This window comes from Streptomyces sp. cg35, assembly GCF_050410835.1.
In the GTDB taxonomy this organism is placed as follows: Bacteria; Actinomycetota; Actinomycetes; order Streptomycetales; family Streptomycetaceae; genus Streptomyces.
On record NZ_CP191268.1, the window covers coordinates 2,268,758 to 2,283,898 of the forward strand.

The following is a 15,141-nucleotide window of genomic DNA, read 5'->3' on the forward strand; positions in this document are numbered from 1 at the left end:
AGTCCGTCCATGCTCCCGACACGACCGGCCCCACCGGCCGGCGCCACGGTCCACCACGAGCAGATCGTGGCCGTGAACCGGTTCGCCGGGCATCCGCTGCCCGTCAGCCGGTGCACCCCAGCCCGCACCCCGTCCGACCACCGTGAGGCACCGGAACCGTCATGACGACCAAGACCCGCATCCTGGTGACCGGCGGCGCCGGATTCATCGGCTCCCACTATGTCCGCACGCTGCTCGGCCCCGAGGGCCCCGGCGACGTCGCGATCACCGTCCTGGACAAGCTGACGTACGCGGGCAGTCCCGCCAACCTCGACGAGGTCCGGGCGCACCCGGACTTCTCCTTCGTGCAGGGCGACATCTGCTCCCCCGAGCTGGTCGGGAAGCTGATGGCCGAGCACGACCAGGTCGTGCACTTCGCCGCCGAGTCGCATGTCGACCGCTCGATCGACGGGGGCGCCGAGTTCGTGCGCACCAACGTGGTCGGCACGCACACGCTCGTCGACGCGGCGCACCGGGCCGGCGTCGAGGTCTTCGTGCACATCTCCACCGACGAGGTGTACGGCTCGATCGACGAGGGCTCCTGGCCCGAGAGCCACCCGCTGCGGCCCAACTCGCCCTACTCGTCGGCGAAGGCGTCCAGCGACCTGATCGCGCTGTCGTACCACCGCACCCACGGCCTGGACGTCCGGGTCACCCGTTGCTCGAACAACTACGGGCACCACCACTTCCCCGAGAAGGTCATCCCGCTCTTCGTGACGAACCTCCTCGACGGCGGGAAGGTCCCGCTGTACGGCGACGGCGGCAACGTCCGGGACTGGCTGCACATCGACGACCACGTCCAGGGCATCGAACTGGTCCGCACCAGGGGCCGCGCGGGCGAGATCTACAACATCGGGGGCGGCACCGAGCTGTCCAACAAGGAGCTCACCGGGCTGCTGCTCACGGCGTGCGGCGCCTCCTGGGAGAACAGCGTCGAACATGTCGAGGACCGCAAGGGACACGACCGCCGCTACTCCGTCGACTGCACGAAGATCCGTGAGGAGCTGGGCTATTCACCTCGCAGGAGCTTCGAGGAGGGGCTGGCCGAAACCGTCCAGTGGTACCGCGACAACCGAAGCTGGTGGGAACCGCTCAAGCGGCGACTGGCGGAGCTGGGGCCTCCGCTTGGGTGAGAACTTCACCCGTCACCGATGAAGCGAACACTGTCCGTAAGACCCGCGCCCACGAAGAATTCCGGCCATTGGAGCACCACCACCCACGTCAGTGAGGATCTCTCCGATGAGCCACGCCAGCGCCACCCCCGTTGCCTCCTACCCGGCGCGCGTCACCCATGCAGATCCCGCCTACCCGCTCCTCGTGGTCGAAACCCTCGACCACTCCGCCGGCTCCACCGTGATGTTGACCTACACCTACGGCATGGAGGCGGCACCCGCCGACCACACCGCCCGGTTCACCTTCTGCGCCGAGCCCGTCCCGAACAACACCACCCAGTTCACCTTCTGCGCCGAACCGGTCCCGGCCGACACCGCTCAGTTCACCTTCTGCGCCGAGCCCGTCCCGGCCGACACCGCCCAGTTCACCTTCTGCGCCGAAACCGCCCCGAGCAACGCCCGGTTCACCTTCTGCGCCGAACCGGTCCCGAACGACACCACCCAGTTCACCTTCTGCGCCCAGACCGCCCCCGCCGGTGCCTCCGGCACGGGGACCGCGACTCCCCTCACCGCCGAGGGTGACGCGGTCGGGGGGCTCTGGATATGACTTCCGGGTTGCCGCACACCAGAAGACCCGGACCGGCCGCCCTACAGGACGGCTCAACCCTCGTGGGCTTCAGGCACCACCTGCGTCCCGCGACCGTCCCCGGCGAGGCGACCTACCTGGTCTCCCGCCGGGGCGTGACCACCCTGCACGGCGCTCTCGCCGAGGTGCTCGTCCCGCTGCTCGACGGCAGCCGGTCGATCGCGGACGTCCTGCACTGTGCCGCGCCCGCGCTGAGCAGCGAGGAGGCGGAGGGCGGCCTGCGCATGCTCAGCGAGGCCGGGCTGCTCCGCTTCGGCAGCCCCGCCCCGGCGGCGACGATCACCGACCCGGTCGCCGAGGCGTACTGGGACCTGGCCGGCCTGGACGGCGCCCGGGCGGCCGCGGGGCTGGCCGGCTCCCGGCTCCGGATCCTGCCGCTCTCCGGCGTCGACGCCGCACCGGTGCTCGCGGCCGGTGCCGAGTCCGGCATCAACGTGTCCGACGCGGACGCCGACCTCACCCTGGTCCTGTGCGACGACTACCTCTCCCCCGAGCTGGAGCGGGTCGACGCCGAGCACCGTGCCGCGGGCCGGCCGTGGCTGCTCACCCGGCTGTGCGGCTACGAACCCTGGATCGGCCCGTTCTTCCGGCCGGACGAGGGACCCTGCTGGTCGTGTCTGGCCGCCCGGCTGGAGCAGCACCGCGGGTACGAGGGGTCGCTCCAGCAGGCGCTGGGCCTCGACCGCCCGCTCGGCCGGCCGATCGCCTCCCTGTCGGCGGGCCGCGTCATGGCCGCGCACAGCGCGGTGCTGGAGGCCGCCAAGTGGCTGGCGGGCCTGCGCTACGCCGACCAGGGCTCCGTCCGCACGGTCGACACCCTCACCCTGCGGACCCGCGTCCATGCCGTGTCCCGTGTCCCCCAGTGCTCCTCCTGCGGCGACCCCGGACTGACGGCCCGGCGGGTGCTCGCGCCGTTCGTCCCGGTGTCGCGGCCCAAGTCCGGGCACGGCGGCGGCGGCCACCGGGCCCTCACCACCGACCAACTGCTCGCGCGCTACGAGCACTTGGTGAGTCCGATCACCGGGATCGTTCCCGTGCTCGAACCGAGCCCCGGCGCACCGGAGTTCGCGACCACCTATGTGTCGGGGCGCAATCTCGCGATGCGCGAGCGGGGCCTGGCCGGGCTGCGCTCGCTCAGCGGCGGCAAGGGTCTGACCGACAGCGAGGCCCGGGCCAGCGCGCTGTGCGAGTCGGTGGAGCGCTACAGCGGCACACGGCACGGCGACGAACCGGTGGTGATGGACACCCTGCGCGCCCTCGGCGACCAGGCCGTCCACCCCAACTCCTGTCAGCTGTACGCGGATCGACAGTTCCGTGAGCGGGACCGCTGGAACCGCTCCGGCTCGCCCTTCCACCACGTCCCCGAGCCCTTCGACGAGAACCGGCCGGTGGAGTGGACACCCGTGTGGTCGCTGACCGAGCAGCGCCACCGGCTGCTGCCCACGTCGATGCTCTACTTCCCGTCCAGCGCCGCCTCCTCGCAGGCGCCGTACGCCGACTCCAACGGCAACGCCGCGGGCGGCAGCCCCGAGGACGCCCTGCTGCAGGGGTTCCTGGAACTGGTGGAGCGGGACGCCGTCGCCCTGTGGTGGTACAACCGCACCCGGCAGCCGGGGATCGACCTGGACTCGTTCGACGAGCCGTACATCGAGCGCCTGCGGGACGGATACCGCAAGCTGGGACGCGAGTTGTGGGCACTGGACCTCACCTCGGACCTCGGCATCCCCGCGGTCGTGGCACTGTCCCGGCGTACGGAGGGCCCCACCGAGGACATCGTCTTCGGCTTCGGCGCGCACTTCGACCCCGCGATCGCGCTGCGCCGCGCGCTCACCGAGATGGGGCAGCTGCTGCCGGCCGTGGGCGCGGGCCGCCCCGGCGGCGGCTACGGCATCACGGATCCGCTCCCGGTCCGCTGGTGGCAGCAGGCGACCCTCGCCAACCAGTCATATCTCACGCCCGATCCGGCCACCGCCCCGCGAACTCCCGCTCACTGGACGTACGTTGGGCGCAGCGACCTGCTCGACGACGTCCAAGCCATCACCGAACTGGTCGGCGCCAAGGGCCTGGAACTCCTCGTGCTCGACCAGACCCGGCCGGACGTCGGCATGCCCGTGGTGAAGGTTCTGGTGCCGGGACTCCGGCACTTCTGGGCCCGCTACGCCCCGGGCCGGCTCTTCGACGTACCGGTCACGCTCGGACGCCTCTCAGGACCCACACCGTACGAGAAGTTGAACCCGATCCCGCTCTTCGTGTGACGTGACTGTTTTCGGACAGTTGCACGACTGTTCAATAGACACTTTGCGCCAGCCTCCGACCGTCCTCTGTCTAGAATGGCGCCGGTTCGATTCGATCCGGAATCGAGACATCAGGGGGGCTCGGACGAGTGATGAACGGTACCGATCCGAACAGGTCTCCATCCCATTCCGGCCAATCGCAGGACCACAGCAGCGTGGCCACGAGAACCGCCCGGGGCGTTCTGGTGGCCGCGTTGGTCTGCTATCTGGGCATCACCTTCCTCAACATCCTTTCCCAGCGGCTCGGCCTGTGGGATCTGACCCTCGCGCTGATCTGTCTGGCGCTGGTCTTCCTGCTGCAGCTCGCGCACTCGGCACCCGGCTCCTCCGGTGCCCGGGTGCGCACCAAGATGCTCACCCTGGCCGCCCAAGGCGTCCTGTCCTACCTGCCGTTGATCTGGTTCGGGGTGTCCTGGGGCGCCATGGCGGGCTTCTTCGCCGGCTCCGTGCTGCTCCTCCTGCCGGCCCGGGTCGGCTGGACGCTGTACGGACTGACGACGCTCAGCCTGCTCGTCCCCGGCGTCCTGAACGGCATGGGCGTCATCGACATCGTGTACATGTGCCAGACCACCGCGCTCACCGGTCTCGTCGTGTACGGCCTGAGCCGCTTGACCAGTCTGGTCGACCAGCTGCACCGGGCCCGCGCCGACCTGGCCCGACTGGCCGTCAGCAACGAGCAGTTGAGGTTCTCCAGGGACCTGCACGACCTGCTCGGGTACAGCCTCTCCGCGATCACCCTGAAGAACGAGCTGATCCACCGCCTCATCCCGGCCAACCCCCTCCGGGCCCGTGAGGAAGTGGACGAAGTACTCGTCATCTCCCGCCAGGCCCTGGCCGATGTGCGCCGGGTCGCCCGCGGGTACCGGGAGATGTCCCTCGGTTCCGAACTCGCCTCCGCCGAATCGGTGTTGGCCGCCGCCGACGTCTCGGTCACGGTCGACACCCACGACGCCATCGAGCGTCTGGGAGTGGCGACGTCCACCGTGCTGGCCACGGTGCTGCGGGAGGGCGTCACCAACCTGCTGCGGCACTCCAAGGCCTCGTACTGCCGGATCTCCGCTCGGATCGAGGGCGACCTCGTCCGCCTCACGATCGTCAACGACGGTCTGGTGCTGGGTCCTCACGTCCCGTCGCCGCACAGTGGCAGCGGTCTGGGCAATCTCGAGCGGCGGCTGGAAGACATCGCAGGCCGGCTGGTCGTGCGGCGCCTCCCCGACGGCTCCGACGCGGGCGTCTTCCGGCTCACCGCCGAGGCTCCGACCAGGGAGGTTCGGTCCGCCGCCCCGTGCACGCGTGAGATCAAGAACGGCGGGCAGTCGTTCGGTCGGGCCAACAACGTCGCGTGAACAACTTTGGCCTGATCTTTGTCTTTTGACGTAGCACAGTCAACGGATGCGCTTGGGTAAGATCCAGGAACTTTCACGTATGTGGGGGAACGGGGAAAGCGACGATGATACGGATCCTCCTGGCCGAGGACATGCATATGGTTCGCGGCGCACTGGTGGCCCTGCTCAATCTGGAGGACGACCTGAAAGTGGTCGCCGAGCTCGAACGAGGTGACCAGATCCTGAGCGCGGCGCGCGAACACCGGCCGGACGTGGCCATCATCGACATCGATCTGCCCGGCCTGGACGGACTCAGCGCGGCCGAACTCCTGCACGAGCGCATCCCCGAGTGCCGGGCCCTGATCCTCACCAGCCTCGGCCGCCCCGGCACGCTGCGCCGGGCGATGTCCGCGCACGTCGCCGGTTTCCTCCTCAAGGACGCCCCGCCCAGCGATCTCGCCCAGGCCGTGCGCCGGGTCGTGGCCGGCCAGCGGGTGATCGACCCTCAACTGGCCCTGGCCGCCTGGGGCGGCAGGGAGAGCCCGCTGACCACCCGCGAGACCGAGGTGCTGCAACTGGCCGCGCAGGGCACGGAACCGCAGGAGATCGCCGAGCATCTCCGTCTCTCGGTGGGCACGGTGCGCAACTACCTCACCACCGTCGTGACGAAGCTCAACGCGCGTAACCGGGTCGACGCGATCCGCATCGCCCGCGAGTCGGGCTGGCTGCTGTGAGCGGCCCCGCCGGCTCCCGGCACCGCCCGGGGCGGTGGCGGGGTCAGCCCACGGCCACCGTCATCCCGGCCCCCGTCAGATAGCTGAGTATCGCCAGGGTCAACTCGGCGGGCAGGGGCAGGATTTCGACCATCGCGTCCGGCGTCATGGGCCAGGCGAGCAGCGACACCACCCACATCGCCTCGGGACGGTGGATCTCCACCCGGTGGTCCAGGGCGCGGCACTGCACGAGGAACACGCCTCCTCGCACGGTGATCGTCACGGTGGGCCGCAGCCGCAGCCTGCGCTGCCCCAACGGCCGGACGAGCGAGAAGCTCGCGGTCGGGGCCACCGGCACCACCGACAGCACCGGCCCTTTGAGGTCCTCAAGGGACAGCGTCCTGATCACCACGTGGGAGATTCCGCGGAGCACCGACAGGACCACCGTGTAGGTGTCCCCGGAGACCGCTCCGGCGTTCGGCTGCACCAGGTTGGCGAGCAGTACGGGACCGAGTTCCATCCGGCGCAGCGCCTCGGCCACCACCGGGGTGGGATCCTCGACCCGCTCCGTGCCCTGCGGACCGCTGAGCACCAGCGTCCGGCCTTCCTCGTCCCACCCGACCACCGTGTCCTCCCGCAGGGACCACAGATGGTGCATGCGCAGGGGGGTGTCCACCGTGGGTGGAATCACGGTCAACCGACCTCCTCGGGCTATCGGGAGCCGACCCGACGCGCGGCTCCGCCCCCGACCTGCTCGTGCCCACCAGTATGGAACCGTCCGGAGCGTTCCCAGCAGCGAACGGATCACACCGAAGACATGAGGAAATCACGGGTCCTTCACCGCACCCGCCGAGGCGCCCGCGGCCTCGCCCGCCGGAGTGCGGCGGGCGGGAGGGGACGGGACCGACGGCTCAGGGCTTCGTGGTCAGCGGGACAGCCGCCGGCTCGGGCTCCGGCACCCGGGTCCGCTCCGCCCAGCGGACGGCGGGGCCGCTGGCGGCCAGGACACCGACGAACAGGACGGCGATCAGCAGCCAGCCCGGTCCGCCGAACCGGTCGGGCACCGTGGTGACCAGAGTCGGCCCGGCGATCAGGGCGAAGGCGTCACCGGTCGCGAAGGCCCCCAGGTACTGCCCCTGCGCGTTTGCGGGTGCCAACTCGTATCGCAAGCCCCAGCGGGCGGCCTCGCCCCAGATCTCGCCGAAGGTGAAGAGCACCGTGACGGCCAGGAGCACGACGGCGGCCGCCCAGCCGGGCATCGCCCCGGTCAGTGCGGTGACGGCACAGGCGACGGCGAGGACCACCGCGGTGTACCGCTGCAGTCGCGCCGCCCCGTGCACGGTGTCCGCGTCGCGCGCCATCCGCACCTGGAGGAACACCACCATCAGGGTGTTGACCAGCATGATCCAGGCCGCCAGTGCCCGGGGGGCGTCGGTGTGCACCACCAGCCAGAGCGGCAGCCCCACCGCGAGGGCGGTCGGGCCGATCCGGGCGATCCCGGAAACCTGGGCCACCAGCAGGTAGGGCAGGTCACGCACCACTCCGCGCGGCTTCTCGCCACGGGGTGCGGGCGGGACGCCCGGGACCTTGGGCAGCCGCATGTAGAGCGCGGCCACCAGCACCATGGCCACGGCGTTGCCCCAGAAGAGGGCGAGGAAGGCGGGCTTCGAGTCGGCGGCGATGACCAGGCCGGCCGCCAGCGAGGCGAGCGAGAACCCGCCGTTGAAGACGCTGCGCATGTATGCCGAGATGCGGACCCGGCCCTCCCGGCCCATCACTCCCGCCACCAGCGCGCCGCGGGAGACATTGCCGCTCTGCTCGGCCAGCCCGAGGGCCATGGCCATCACCAGATAGGCCGGGAAGGAGTGCACGAAGGCCGCCGCGGCCAGCGCCACCGCCTTCCCGAGCGCGAACACCGCGGTGATCCCCCGCGGCCCGAACCGGTCGGCGAGGTGCCCGGCCGGCACGCCCAGCGCCAGCGCGAGGATGCCGGCGAGCGACATGCCGATGCCGACCTGTCCCGGTGAAAGGCCCACGACATGCACGAAGTAGACGGCGCCGCCGGTGACATAGAGTCCGTTTCCGAGACTGGCCACGGCGGTGCACAGGACCAGCACCCGGCCGGGGCCGGGGTCGGGAAGCAGGCGGGAGATCAGGCGGGCCATGGCTGGCACCTCGCTCGGTGGGTTGCGGTTGACTGCGCGGCCGGCGGGCGGACATGCTTCGCATGTTCCGGACAACCGGGACTTACCGGACAGGAAGCGGGGATGGAATGCAGCCGATCAGTCCCATCGGGGTCGTGCGCGGCGGGCGCGAGCAGATCCACGAGGACGGATGGGGAGCGGAGGTCTCGCGGATCGAACTGGACCCGGAGGTGTTCGAGGAGTCGGCGACCCTCGGCCTCGACGCGTACTCGCACGTCGAAGTGATCTTCGCGTTCCATCTGGCGACCCGGACCTGCACCGGCACCCAGTACCCCCGGGGCAACACCGACTGGCCGCTCTCCGGCATCCTCGCGCAGCGCGCGCCCAACCGCCCCAACCACCTCGGGGTGACCGTGTGCGCCCTCGCGGCCGTCGAGGGGCTGACGCTCACCGTGCACGGCCTGGACGCGGTCGACGGCTCCCCGGTGCTCGATGTGAAGCCGTACCTGCCGGAGTTCGCCCCGCGCGGTGAGGTGCGGGGTCCGGCCTGGTCCGGCGAGCTGATGCGCAACTACTTCTGAGCCCGCCGGACACGGCCTGCGGCTCACGGCACGGCCACCAGGTCGGTACGGGCCGCGGCGATCAGGGTGTTGGCCTCGTCGCGGGGCAACTCCTCGTCGACCAGCAGCGCGACGGGGAGCTTCACCTCGCTGCGGATCCGCGCGGCGGGGGCGCTCCTGGTGACGCGGCCGCCCTCGGGCCCGGCCTGCACCGCGAGGAAGTCGATGCCCGGCAGCGGCTGGTCGGGGGCCCGGTCCACGACCAGGCCCACCGCCCGGGAGCCGTCCGCGCCGCGCAGCACGCACCGGCCGTCCCGCCGCTCCAGCTCCACCAGCCGGTGTTCCAGGCGTACTTGACCGACCGTCAGCGGTACGTCAACGGGCTCCGCGTCGGTGGGGCGGCCGGCCAGCCGCGCCACGGTGCGCGCGACGAACTCCGGATCCCGCTCCCGCAGCCGGCTGAACGTGTTCGCGGCCCGGCGGCTGCGCAGCGCGAACACCGTCTGGTGTCCCTCCAGCCGCTCACCGCGGCACAGTTGCTCGAACCACGCGGTGCTCTCCGCCGCCTCCGCCTGTGTCTGCTCGGCGACCGGTCGCCGGACGCTCTCGTACTCGGCCGCCGCCCGGAGCGGATCGTCGTGTCCGGCGATGGACCGGGCGAGACACAGCGCGTCGTCGATGGCCAGGGCGGTGCCCGAGCCGGTCGAGAAGTGGACCGTGTGCGCGGCGTCCCCGGCCAGCACCGTCCGGCCGTCGTACCAGCGGCGGTTGACGACCGTACGGAACGGTTGCCAGCCCGCCGTCCGGGCCCTCAGCGGAGCGCCGCCCAGCTCGCTGCGGAACAGTTCGGCGAGCCGCAGCTCCGCCTCGGCCGCCGGCAGGTCGAGCAGGCCGAGGGCGGACAGGGTGTCCGGATCGGCTTCGACGATGAAGGTGCTCTCGTCGGCCGCGTGCGGATAGCCGTGCACCACCAGCGGTCCCGGGCCGAGGTCCTTGAGCAGGAAGCACGGTTCGAGAGCCGTGGGGGTGCTCATCCACAGGTACCGGGTGCGGCCCGCGGACACGGTGGTGCCGAACCGGTCGGCCCGTGCCCGGCGCAGCTCGCTGCCCGCACCGTCCGCGAGGACGACCAGGTCCGCCCGGGGCGGCAGTTCGGTGACGGTGCGCCGGATCAGCGTCACGTTCCCGCTCCGCTCGGCCAGCGAGCGGATGTGCGCGTGGAAGACCTGCCGGGAGATCCCCGACATGCCGAAGGCGCCCGACGGGATGCGCTCGCCGTCGATCATCGTGACCGTCTCGTCCCACGTGGCGTACGCGGTCCGGGGCAGCCGCAGCGCCTCGGGGTGGACGGCCCTGATGCGCCCGGCGAACTCGTCGGTCAGCACGATGCCCGCGCCCGGCCCGCGGTCCTCGCGGTCGTAGAGGTCGATGGCCGTGTCGGGCAGCAGCCGGGCCAGTTCCAGCGCGCAGAAGGCGCCTGCGGGGCCGCCGCCCACGACGGCCACGGTGCGGACAGGAGTGCCGCTCATGCCGGGGTCCCGTCCCAGTGGAATCGCTCGCCGCGGGCCAGTGCGGATCCCCGGGAGACCGCCATCATCTCGCCGCTGGCTATCTTCATGATGGTGAGGAAGTCGGTGAAGTGCGGCTCGGGGGCGTCGAGTTGGGTGCCCGCTTCCTTCATCAGGTCGAGCCAGCGCAGCCGCTGGTCGCGGGAGATCAGGAAGTGCGCGTGGGCCTGGTGCATCTTGGGGTCCCAGGCCACGGTCAGATCGTTCTCGCCGTAGATCCGCTGGAAGTGGTCGTAGAGCCGCGCGGCGTGGCGGGCCCAGTCGTGGACGGCGAAGAGCGGGGTCAGCAGTTCGTCCTCGGAGACGAGCTCGTAGAACCGGGTGGTGAGTGCCCGGAAGAACTCGGCGCCGCCGATGCCGGTCCAGAAGTCGGAGACCTTCCGGTCGACCTGTTCGGCGGTCATGGCCTCGCCGGACTGCAGGCCCTGCTCGGCGACGAGGAGCACCTTCCCGTCGTGCCGGGGGGCCGGCGCGGCTGATTGGGGCGACATGGGCGGACTCCTTCAGTCGGTTCGGTCGAGCAGCAGGCCCGCGGCGGACAGTGTGCTGACGGTGCACCCGCGCACCCGTTTCGCCTGTACGGTTCCGAGCCCGTAGGCGATCGTGGTGATCCCCTGCTCGGGGGCGAGTTCGGCGGGGCGGTAGAACATCGTGGCGAAGTAGGTGAACGTGGCGTCGGGGTGCTCGTAGTCGGTGCCGCTCATCAGCGCGGTCCACTGGTCGCCGTCGCGCACCAGCATCGTGAAGGAGAGCAGTGCGCCGTCCTTGCGGGCCTCGACGATCCAGACGTTCTCCGGGCCGAAGTGGTCCCGCAGGTGGCGGAACGAGGCGGCCTCGCGCTCGTCGTCGACCTCACCGCCGTACTTCGACACCAACTGCGCGCGCAGGCGGACGAGTTCGGGTTCGTGGTCGCCGATCGGACGTTCGCCGATCTCGATGCCCCGTTCGGCGATCTCCCGCAGCTCCCGTCGCACGGCGAAGCGCCGGTTGCGCCGCAGCCCGGCGACGTAGCCGTCGAGGTCGGTCCAGGTGATGTCCATGTCGCAGCGGTCCACCATCGGGACCACGTCGAATCCCCTGGCGCGCAGGACCTCGGTGAACTCGGGGTGGTCGGGGCGCAGGAACAGCGCCGAGACGCTGCGCATGCCCTCCTGCCGGCACCAGTCGAGCACGGCGTCCAGGTACTCCCCCAGTACCTCAGGGTCGCGGGCGCCCGGACCGACCGGCGCGGACTCGTAGTTGGGGCCCATCAGGACGCAGGCCGGGAACAGGTCCTCGGCGGGTATCCCCTGCCACGGGTGCGGGCCGTCGGCGACCACCCCGTCGTCGACCGAGCCGCCCGACAGCACCCGCTGCGGGTCGAAGCGCACATGTCCCGTGGGGGACTCCATCACGCCGCCGACCAGGGCCACTTGATCCCCGTCCGGGCCGGGCAGCCCGAAGGTCCGGGCGCCGCCGGGGATCCGGTTCTCGGCGAGCGCGATCCAGCGCCGGCGCAGGGTGACCGGCGCCCTGCCGATCCAGTCGTCCCAGCTCTCGGGGACCTCGGTGCGCACGTGCAGCCCGGCGGTGCTCAGCGCCGGTCCGGAGCTATGCGGTGTCACGGCAACTCCTTTCCGACCATGCGGGAAGCCCGTCCGGCCCGGCACCACACAGGACTACCGGGCCGAAGGGGCTGGGGGTCGACGGTCAGGCCGCCTGCAGTTCCTGAACCCGGTCCCAGACCGGAGCCACGTCCCAGACGGGCGCCTTGTCCCAGACCGGAGCCGCGTCCCAGACCGGGGCCGCGTCCCAGACCGGAGCCGCGTCCCAGACCGGAGCCGCGTCCCAGACCGGGGCCATGTCCCAGACCGGAGCCTTGTCCCAGACCGGAGCCGCGTCCCAGACCGGGGCCATGTCCCAGACCGAGAGGTCGTCGCAGGACCGGTCCCAGACCGAGAGGTCCTCGCAGGACCGGTCCCAGACCGACAGGTCCTCGGAGATCCGGTCCCAGACAGGAGCCATGTCCCATACGCCGAATTCGCCGGCCGACTCCGCTCGGATTACGTGTGCGTCGCGCATACAGCACCCCTTCGGGAGGTTCGCAGAAGGCGGTCCGCCGGACCGCCGAGACGCGGCCCTCGCCGCGCTCATCAAGGAGCCTTGCAGCCTGAGTCACGACCTGTCTTCTCCTTAATTGCTGACCTTCCAAGAAGCATGGCGAGCCGATTCTTGAAATTCTCTTGAAGTCACTGGAAATCTACTTGAATCCGCTTGATACCCGCTTGAACGCGGGTCGAGGAGCCGCCTCGGCAAGCATCTCGAGACCGGGATCGGCGAAGAGGATGGGCGGGTGCGACCAGTCCCGCGGGCAGAGCACCAGTTCCGCCTCGAAGCCGGCGTACGCGTCGATGCGCAGGGGCCCGAGCGTGGCCGTGAGCAGGACGGTTTCCAGCGGCCGCCCCGGCCGTTCCGTCGCCGCCAGCATGGTCGCGTGCACGTAACAGATCCCGACGGGCACCTGGTGCAGCACGAAGGGGCCGAGCCGCTCCGTGGTGGTCCAACTGGTCGGACGCCCCTGGAGGATGGGGCTGCCGAAGGAACCGATGTAGATCGAGGAGACGGGCTCCCCCACCGCCTTGGCCACACCGCTCAACCGACATCGGGTCAGATCGCCCTGACCGGCGGCCGAGGAACGCACGGCGTACTGGCCCTCGCCCCGGCTCACCTGGCGGTATTGCGTGGGCGGGATTCCCACGGATTCGGTGAAGCGGCTGGTGAAGCTCCCCGTACTGCTGTATCCGACCGTGGAAGAAATGGTGGCCACACTGAGATCGGAATTCCGCAGCAGGCGTTTCGCTTCACTCATGCGCACCGCACCGAGAAAGCGCCCCGGGGTGACCCCGGTAACTTGACTGAATACCCGCAGCAAATGGAATTTGCTGACCAGGACCGCGCGGGCGATGTCCTCAAGACTGAGTGGCTCCGCGTAGCGTTCCCGAATAATTTCTACGGCCCGCTCCACAACATGCTCCATACGCATCTCCCGAACAGCTGAATGGAACAGGGCGCACGCCCGGCCCAACGCTAGGGAAATCGCATGGAGAGTTGCTTGACCTGAGATCGAGTCCGGCTACCACGAGGAGCAGCCCCGCCGAGGATCATGCCGGTGGCCATGCCGAGGCCGGCCAGCGTGGAGCAGACGGCGAGGGCCCGGTTGCGCCGCGGCCCCTCCTCGAAGTCGGTGATCAGCAGCGACATGCCGCCGGGCGAGGCGATCGCGGCGCCGACTCCCTGCACGGCGCGCGCGGTCAGCCGCATCCACGGCTCGGTGGCGAGCCCGACCCGTACACCGAGGAACTGCTCGCCGCCGTCCCCGGGACCCGGGCCTGAGCGCCGACGGAGCGTCAGGAACCCTTGGCGACCGGCTCCAGAATCGCGACGCACTCCACGTGATGCGTCATCGGGAACAGATCGAACGCCCGAAGCGTCCGCACCCGGTACCCGCCCTCCTTGAAGTACCCCAGGTCCCGGGCCAGCGCCGCCGGATCGCAGGCCACGTACGCGATCCGCCGCGCGCCCAGCGTCGTGAGATGGGCCACCGTCTTCTTGCCGGCGCCCGCCCGCGGCGGGTCCAGGACGATGAGGTCGACGTCGGTGATGCCGGTGCGCGGCAGCACGGCCTCGACCTTGCCCTGCTCGATGCGGACCCGGTCGAAGGAGGCCAGGTTGTGGCGGGCGTCCTCCACCGCGCGCTTGCCGGACTCGATGCCGAGCACCGCGCCCTTCTCGCCGATGCGGTCCGCGAGCGCGCCCGCGAACAGGCCGACGCCGCAGTACAGGTCGAGGGCGGTGTCGCCCTTGCGCGGCAGGAGGCCCTGCATCACGGCGCGCATCAGGGTGTCCGCCGCCTGCGGGTGGACCTGCCAGAAGCCGCCGCTGCCGACGCGGTAGGTGCGGTCGTCGGCGCGCTCGCGCACGAACGGGCGGCCGTGGACGCGATGGACGCCGCCGTCCTTCTCGCCGACGCGCATGACCGACACCGGCTTGTCGAGTTCGACGATGGGCAGACGCGCTCCCGCTCGCGGCGTCAGGATCACCTGACGGTCCTGCGAGCCGGTCGCCGCGATCGCCTCGACCGACTCCATGCCGCTCCAGTCGCGCTCCTCGATGCCGAGCTCGGAGACGCCCTCGGCCGCGATCATGCAGTGCTCGACCGGCTCGACCTCGTGGGAGCGGTGGCGGCGCAGGCCCGCGTTGCCGTCCGCGTCGACCGCGTACTGGACCCGCGTGCGCCACTGCGGCACCTGGCCCGCCGGGAGCTTGTCGCCCTCGGCCGGCATCACCGTGCCGTCCCAGCCGGCCTCCTCGGGCGTGAGGCCCGCGAGGCGCTGCAGCTGCTCGGCGATGACCTCGCCCTTCAGGCGGCGCTGCGCGCCCGGCTTCGCGTGCTGCCAGTCGCAGCCGCCGCAGCGGCCGGGGCCGGAGTACGGGCAGGGCGCCTCGACGCGGTCCTTGGACGCCTCCAGCACCTGTACGGCGTCGGCGCGCAGGAAGCGCGCGCCCTCCTCGCCCTCGGTCACCCGCGCCACGACCCGCTCGCCGGGCAGCGTGTGCCGGACGAACAGGACCTGGCCCTCGGCCGTGCGGGCGATGCAGTGGCCACCGTGCGCGACGGGCCCGACCTCGACCTCGTACTCCTCCCCCACCAGGGACTGCTTCGGTTCTGCCTGCATGGCGGGGGCTCCAGTACGTCAGGGG

16 protein-coding genes are annotated in these 15,141 nt (G+C 71.0%); 7 read left to right on the forward strand and 9 right to left on the reverse strand.

Features of this window, described 5'->3' with window-relative positions:
- The first annotated feature begins 9 nt into the window (after nt 1-9).
- The 6 genes from ACQUQD_RS10455 to ACQUQD_RS10480 all read left to right on the forward strand — a co-directional run bounded on the left by ACQUQD_RS10455 (nt 10) and on the right by ACQUQD_RS10480 (nt 6,150).
- Nucleotides 10-165, forward strand: coding sequence for a hypothetical protein (locus ACQUQD_RS10455; protein WP_428951768.1), 156 nt, complete (start codon nt 10-12; stop codon nt 163-165).
- Nucleotides 162-1,172 (forward strand): dTDP-glucose 4,6-dehydratase, encoded by a 1,011-nt coding sequence (gene rfbB / locus ACQUQD_RS10460; protein WP_428951769.1) that lies wholly within the window; start codon nt 162-164, stop codon nt 1,170-1,172. The genes ACQUQD_RS10455 and rfbB overlap by 4 nt, the downstream gene beginning before the upstream one ends.
- Before the next feature lie 106 nt (nt 1,173-1,278).
- Nucleotides 1,279-1,758, forward strand: coding sequence for a hypothetical protein (locus ACQUQD_RS10465; RefSeq protein WP_428951770.1), 480 nt, complete (start codon nt 1,279-1,281; stop codon nt 1,756-1,758).
- Complete coding sequence (locus ACQUQD_RS10470; RefSeq protein WP_428951771.1) at nt 1,755-4,052, forward strand: TOMM precursor leader peptide-binding protein; 2,298 nt, start codon at nt 1,755-1,757, stop codon at nt 4,050-4,052. The genes ACQUQD_RS10465 and ACQUQD_RS10470 overlap by 4 nt, the downstream gene beginning before the upstream one ends.
- Before the next feature lie 194 nt (nt 4,053-4,246).
- Nucleotides 4,247-5,437 carry a sensor histidine kinase gene (locus tag ACQUQD_RS10475; RefSeq protein ID WP_428951772.1) on the forward strand — a complete coding sequence of 397 codons (1,191 nt, stop codon included), beginning with the start codon at nt 4,247-4,249 and terminating at the stop codon, nt 5,435-5,437.
- A 104-nt stretch (nt 5,438-5,541) separates the two neighbouring features.
- Nucleotides 5,542-6,150: a response regulator transcription factor gene (locus tag ACQUQD_RS10480; protein ID WP_428951773.1), complete on the forward strand. Its 609-nt coding sequence runs from the start codon at nt 5,542-5,544 to the stop codon at nt 6,148-6,150.
- 43 nt (nt 6,151-6,193) lie between these two features.
- Here the strand turns inward: ACQUQD_RS10480 and ACQUQD_RS10485 are convergent, their stop codons facing one another.
- Entirely contained in the window at nt 6,194-6,820 is a 627-nt protein-coding gene (locus ACQUQD_RS10485; RefSeq protein ID WP_428951774.1) for an NADH oxidase, read from the reverse strand.
- 220 nt (nt 6,821-7,040) lie between these two features.
- Nucleotides 7,041-8,294 (reverse strand): MFS transporter, encoded by a 1,254-nt coding sequence (locus ACQUQD_RS10490; RefSeq protein WP_428951775.1) that lies wholly within the window; start codon nt 8,292-8,294, stop codon nt 7,041-7,043.
- Nucleotides 8,295-8,401: 107 nt separating this feature from the next.
- On the opposite strand from ACQUQD_RS10490, the gene ACQUQD_RS10495 reads away from it, so the two are divergent.
- On the forward strand, nt 8,402-8,854 hold the full coding sequence (locus tag ACQUQD_RS10495) for an SAM-dependent methyltransferase (RefSeq protein ID WP_428951776.1): 453 nt from the start codon (nt 8,402-8,404) through the stop codon (nt 8,852-8,854).
- A gap of 23 nt (nt 8,855-8,877) precedes the next feature.
- On the opposite strand, the gene ACQUQD_RS10500 is transcribed toward ACQUQD_RS10495, so the two are convergent.
- The 7 genes from ACQUQD_RS10500 to ACQUQD_RS10530 all read right to left on the reverse strand — a co-directional run bounded on the left by ACQUQD_RS10500 (nt 8,878) and on the right by ACQUQD_RS10530 (nt 15,116).
- Nucleotides 8,878-10,362 (reverse strand): FAD-dependent monooxygenase, encoded by a 1,485-nt coding sequence (locus ACQUQD_RS10500; RefSeq protein ID WP_428951777.1) that lies wholly within the window; start codon nt 10,360-10,362, stop codon nt 8,878-8,880.
- On the reverse strand, nt 10,359-10,892 hold the full coding sequence (locus ACQUQD_RS10505) for a truncated hemoglobin (RefSeq protein ID WP_428951778.1): 534 nt from the start codon (nt 10,890-10,892) through the stop codon (nt 10,359-10,361). Before ACQUQD_RS10505 ends, ACQUQD_RS10500 begins: the two co-directional genes overlap by 4 nt.
- A gap of 12 nt (nt 10,893-10,904) precedes the next feature.
- On the reverse strand, nt 10,905-12,005 hold the full coding sequence (locus ACQUQD_RS10510; RefSeq protein WP_428951779.1) for a GNAT family N-acetyltransferase: 1,101 nt from the start codon (nt 12,003-12,005) through the stop codon (nt 10,905-10,907).
- Between the two features lie 85 nt (nt 12,006-12,090).
- Nucleotides 12,091-12,405: a hypothetical protein gene (locus ACQUQD_RS10515; protein ID WP_428951780.1), complete on the reverse strand. Its 315-nt coding sequence runs from the start codon at nt 12,403-12,405 to the stop codon at nt 12,091-12,093.
- A gap of 235 nt (nt 12,406-12,640) precedes the next feature.
- Entirely contained in the window at nt 12,641-13,417 is a 777-nt protein-coding gene (locus ACQUQD_RS10520; RefSeq protein ID WP_428951781.1) for a helix-turn-helix transcriptional regulator, read from the reverse strand.
- Between the two features lie 50 nt (nt 13,418-13,467).
- Nucleotides 13,468-13,701, reverse strand: a complete 234-nt coding sequence (locus ACQUQD_RS10525) for a hypothetical protein (protein ID WP_428951782.1) — start codon at nt 13,699-13,701, stop codon at nt 13,468-13,470.
- Between the two features lie 86 nt (nt 13,702-13,787).
- On the reverse strand, nt 13,788-15,116 hold the full coding sequence (locus tag ACQUQD_RS10530) for a class I SAM-dependent RNA methyltransferase (RefSeq protein ID WP_428951783.1): 1,329 nt from the start codon (nt 15,114-15,116) through the stop codon (nt 13,788-13,790).
- Between the last annotated feature and the right edge of the window lie 25 nt (nt 15,117-15,141).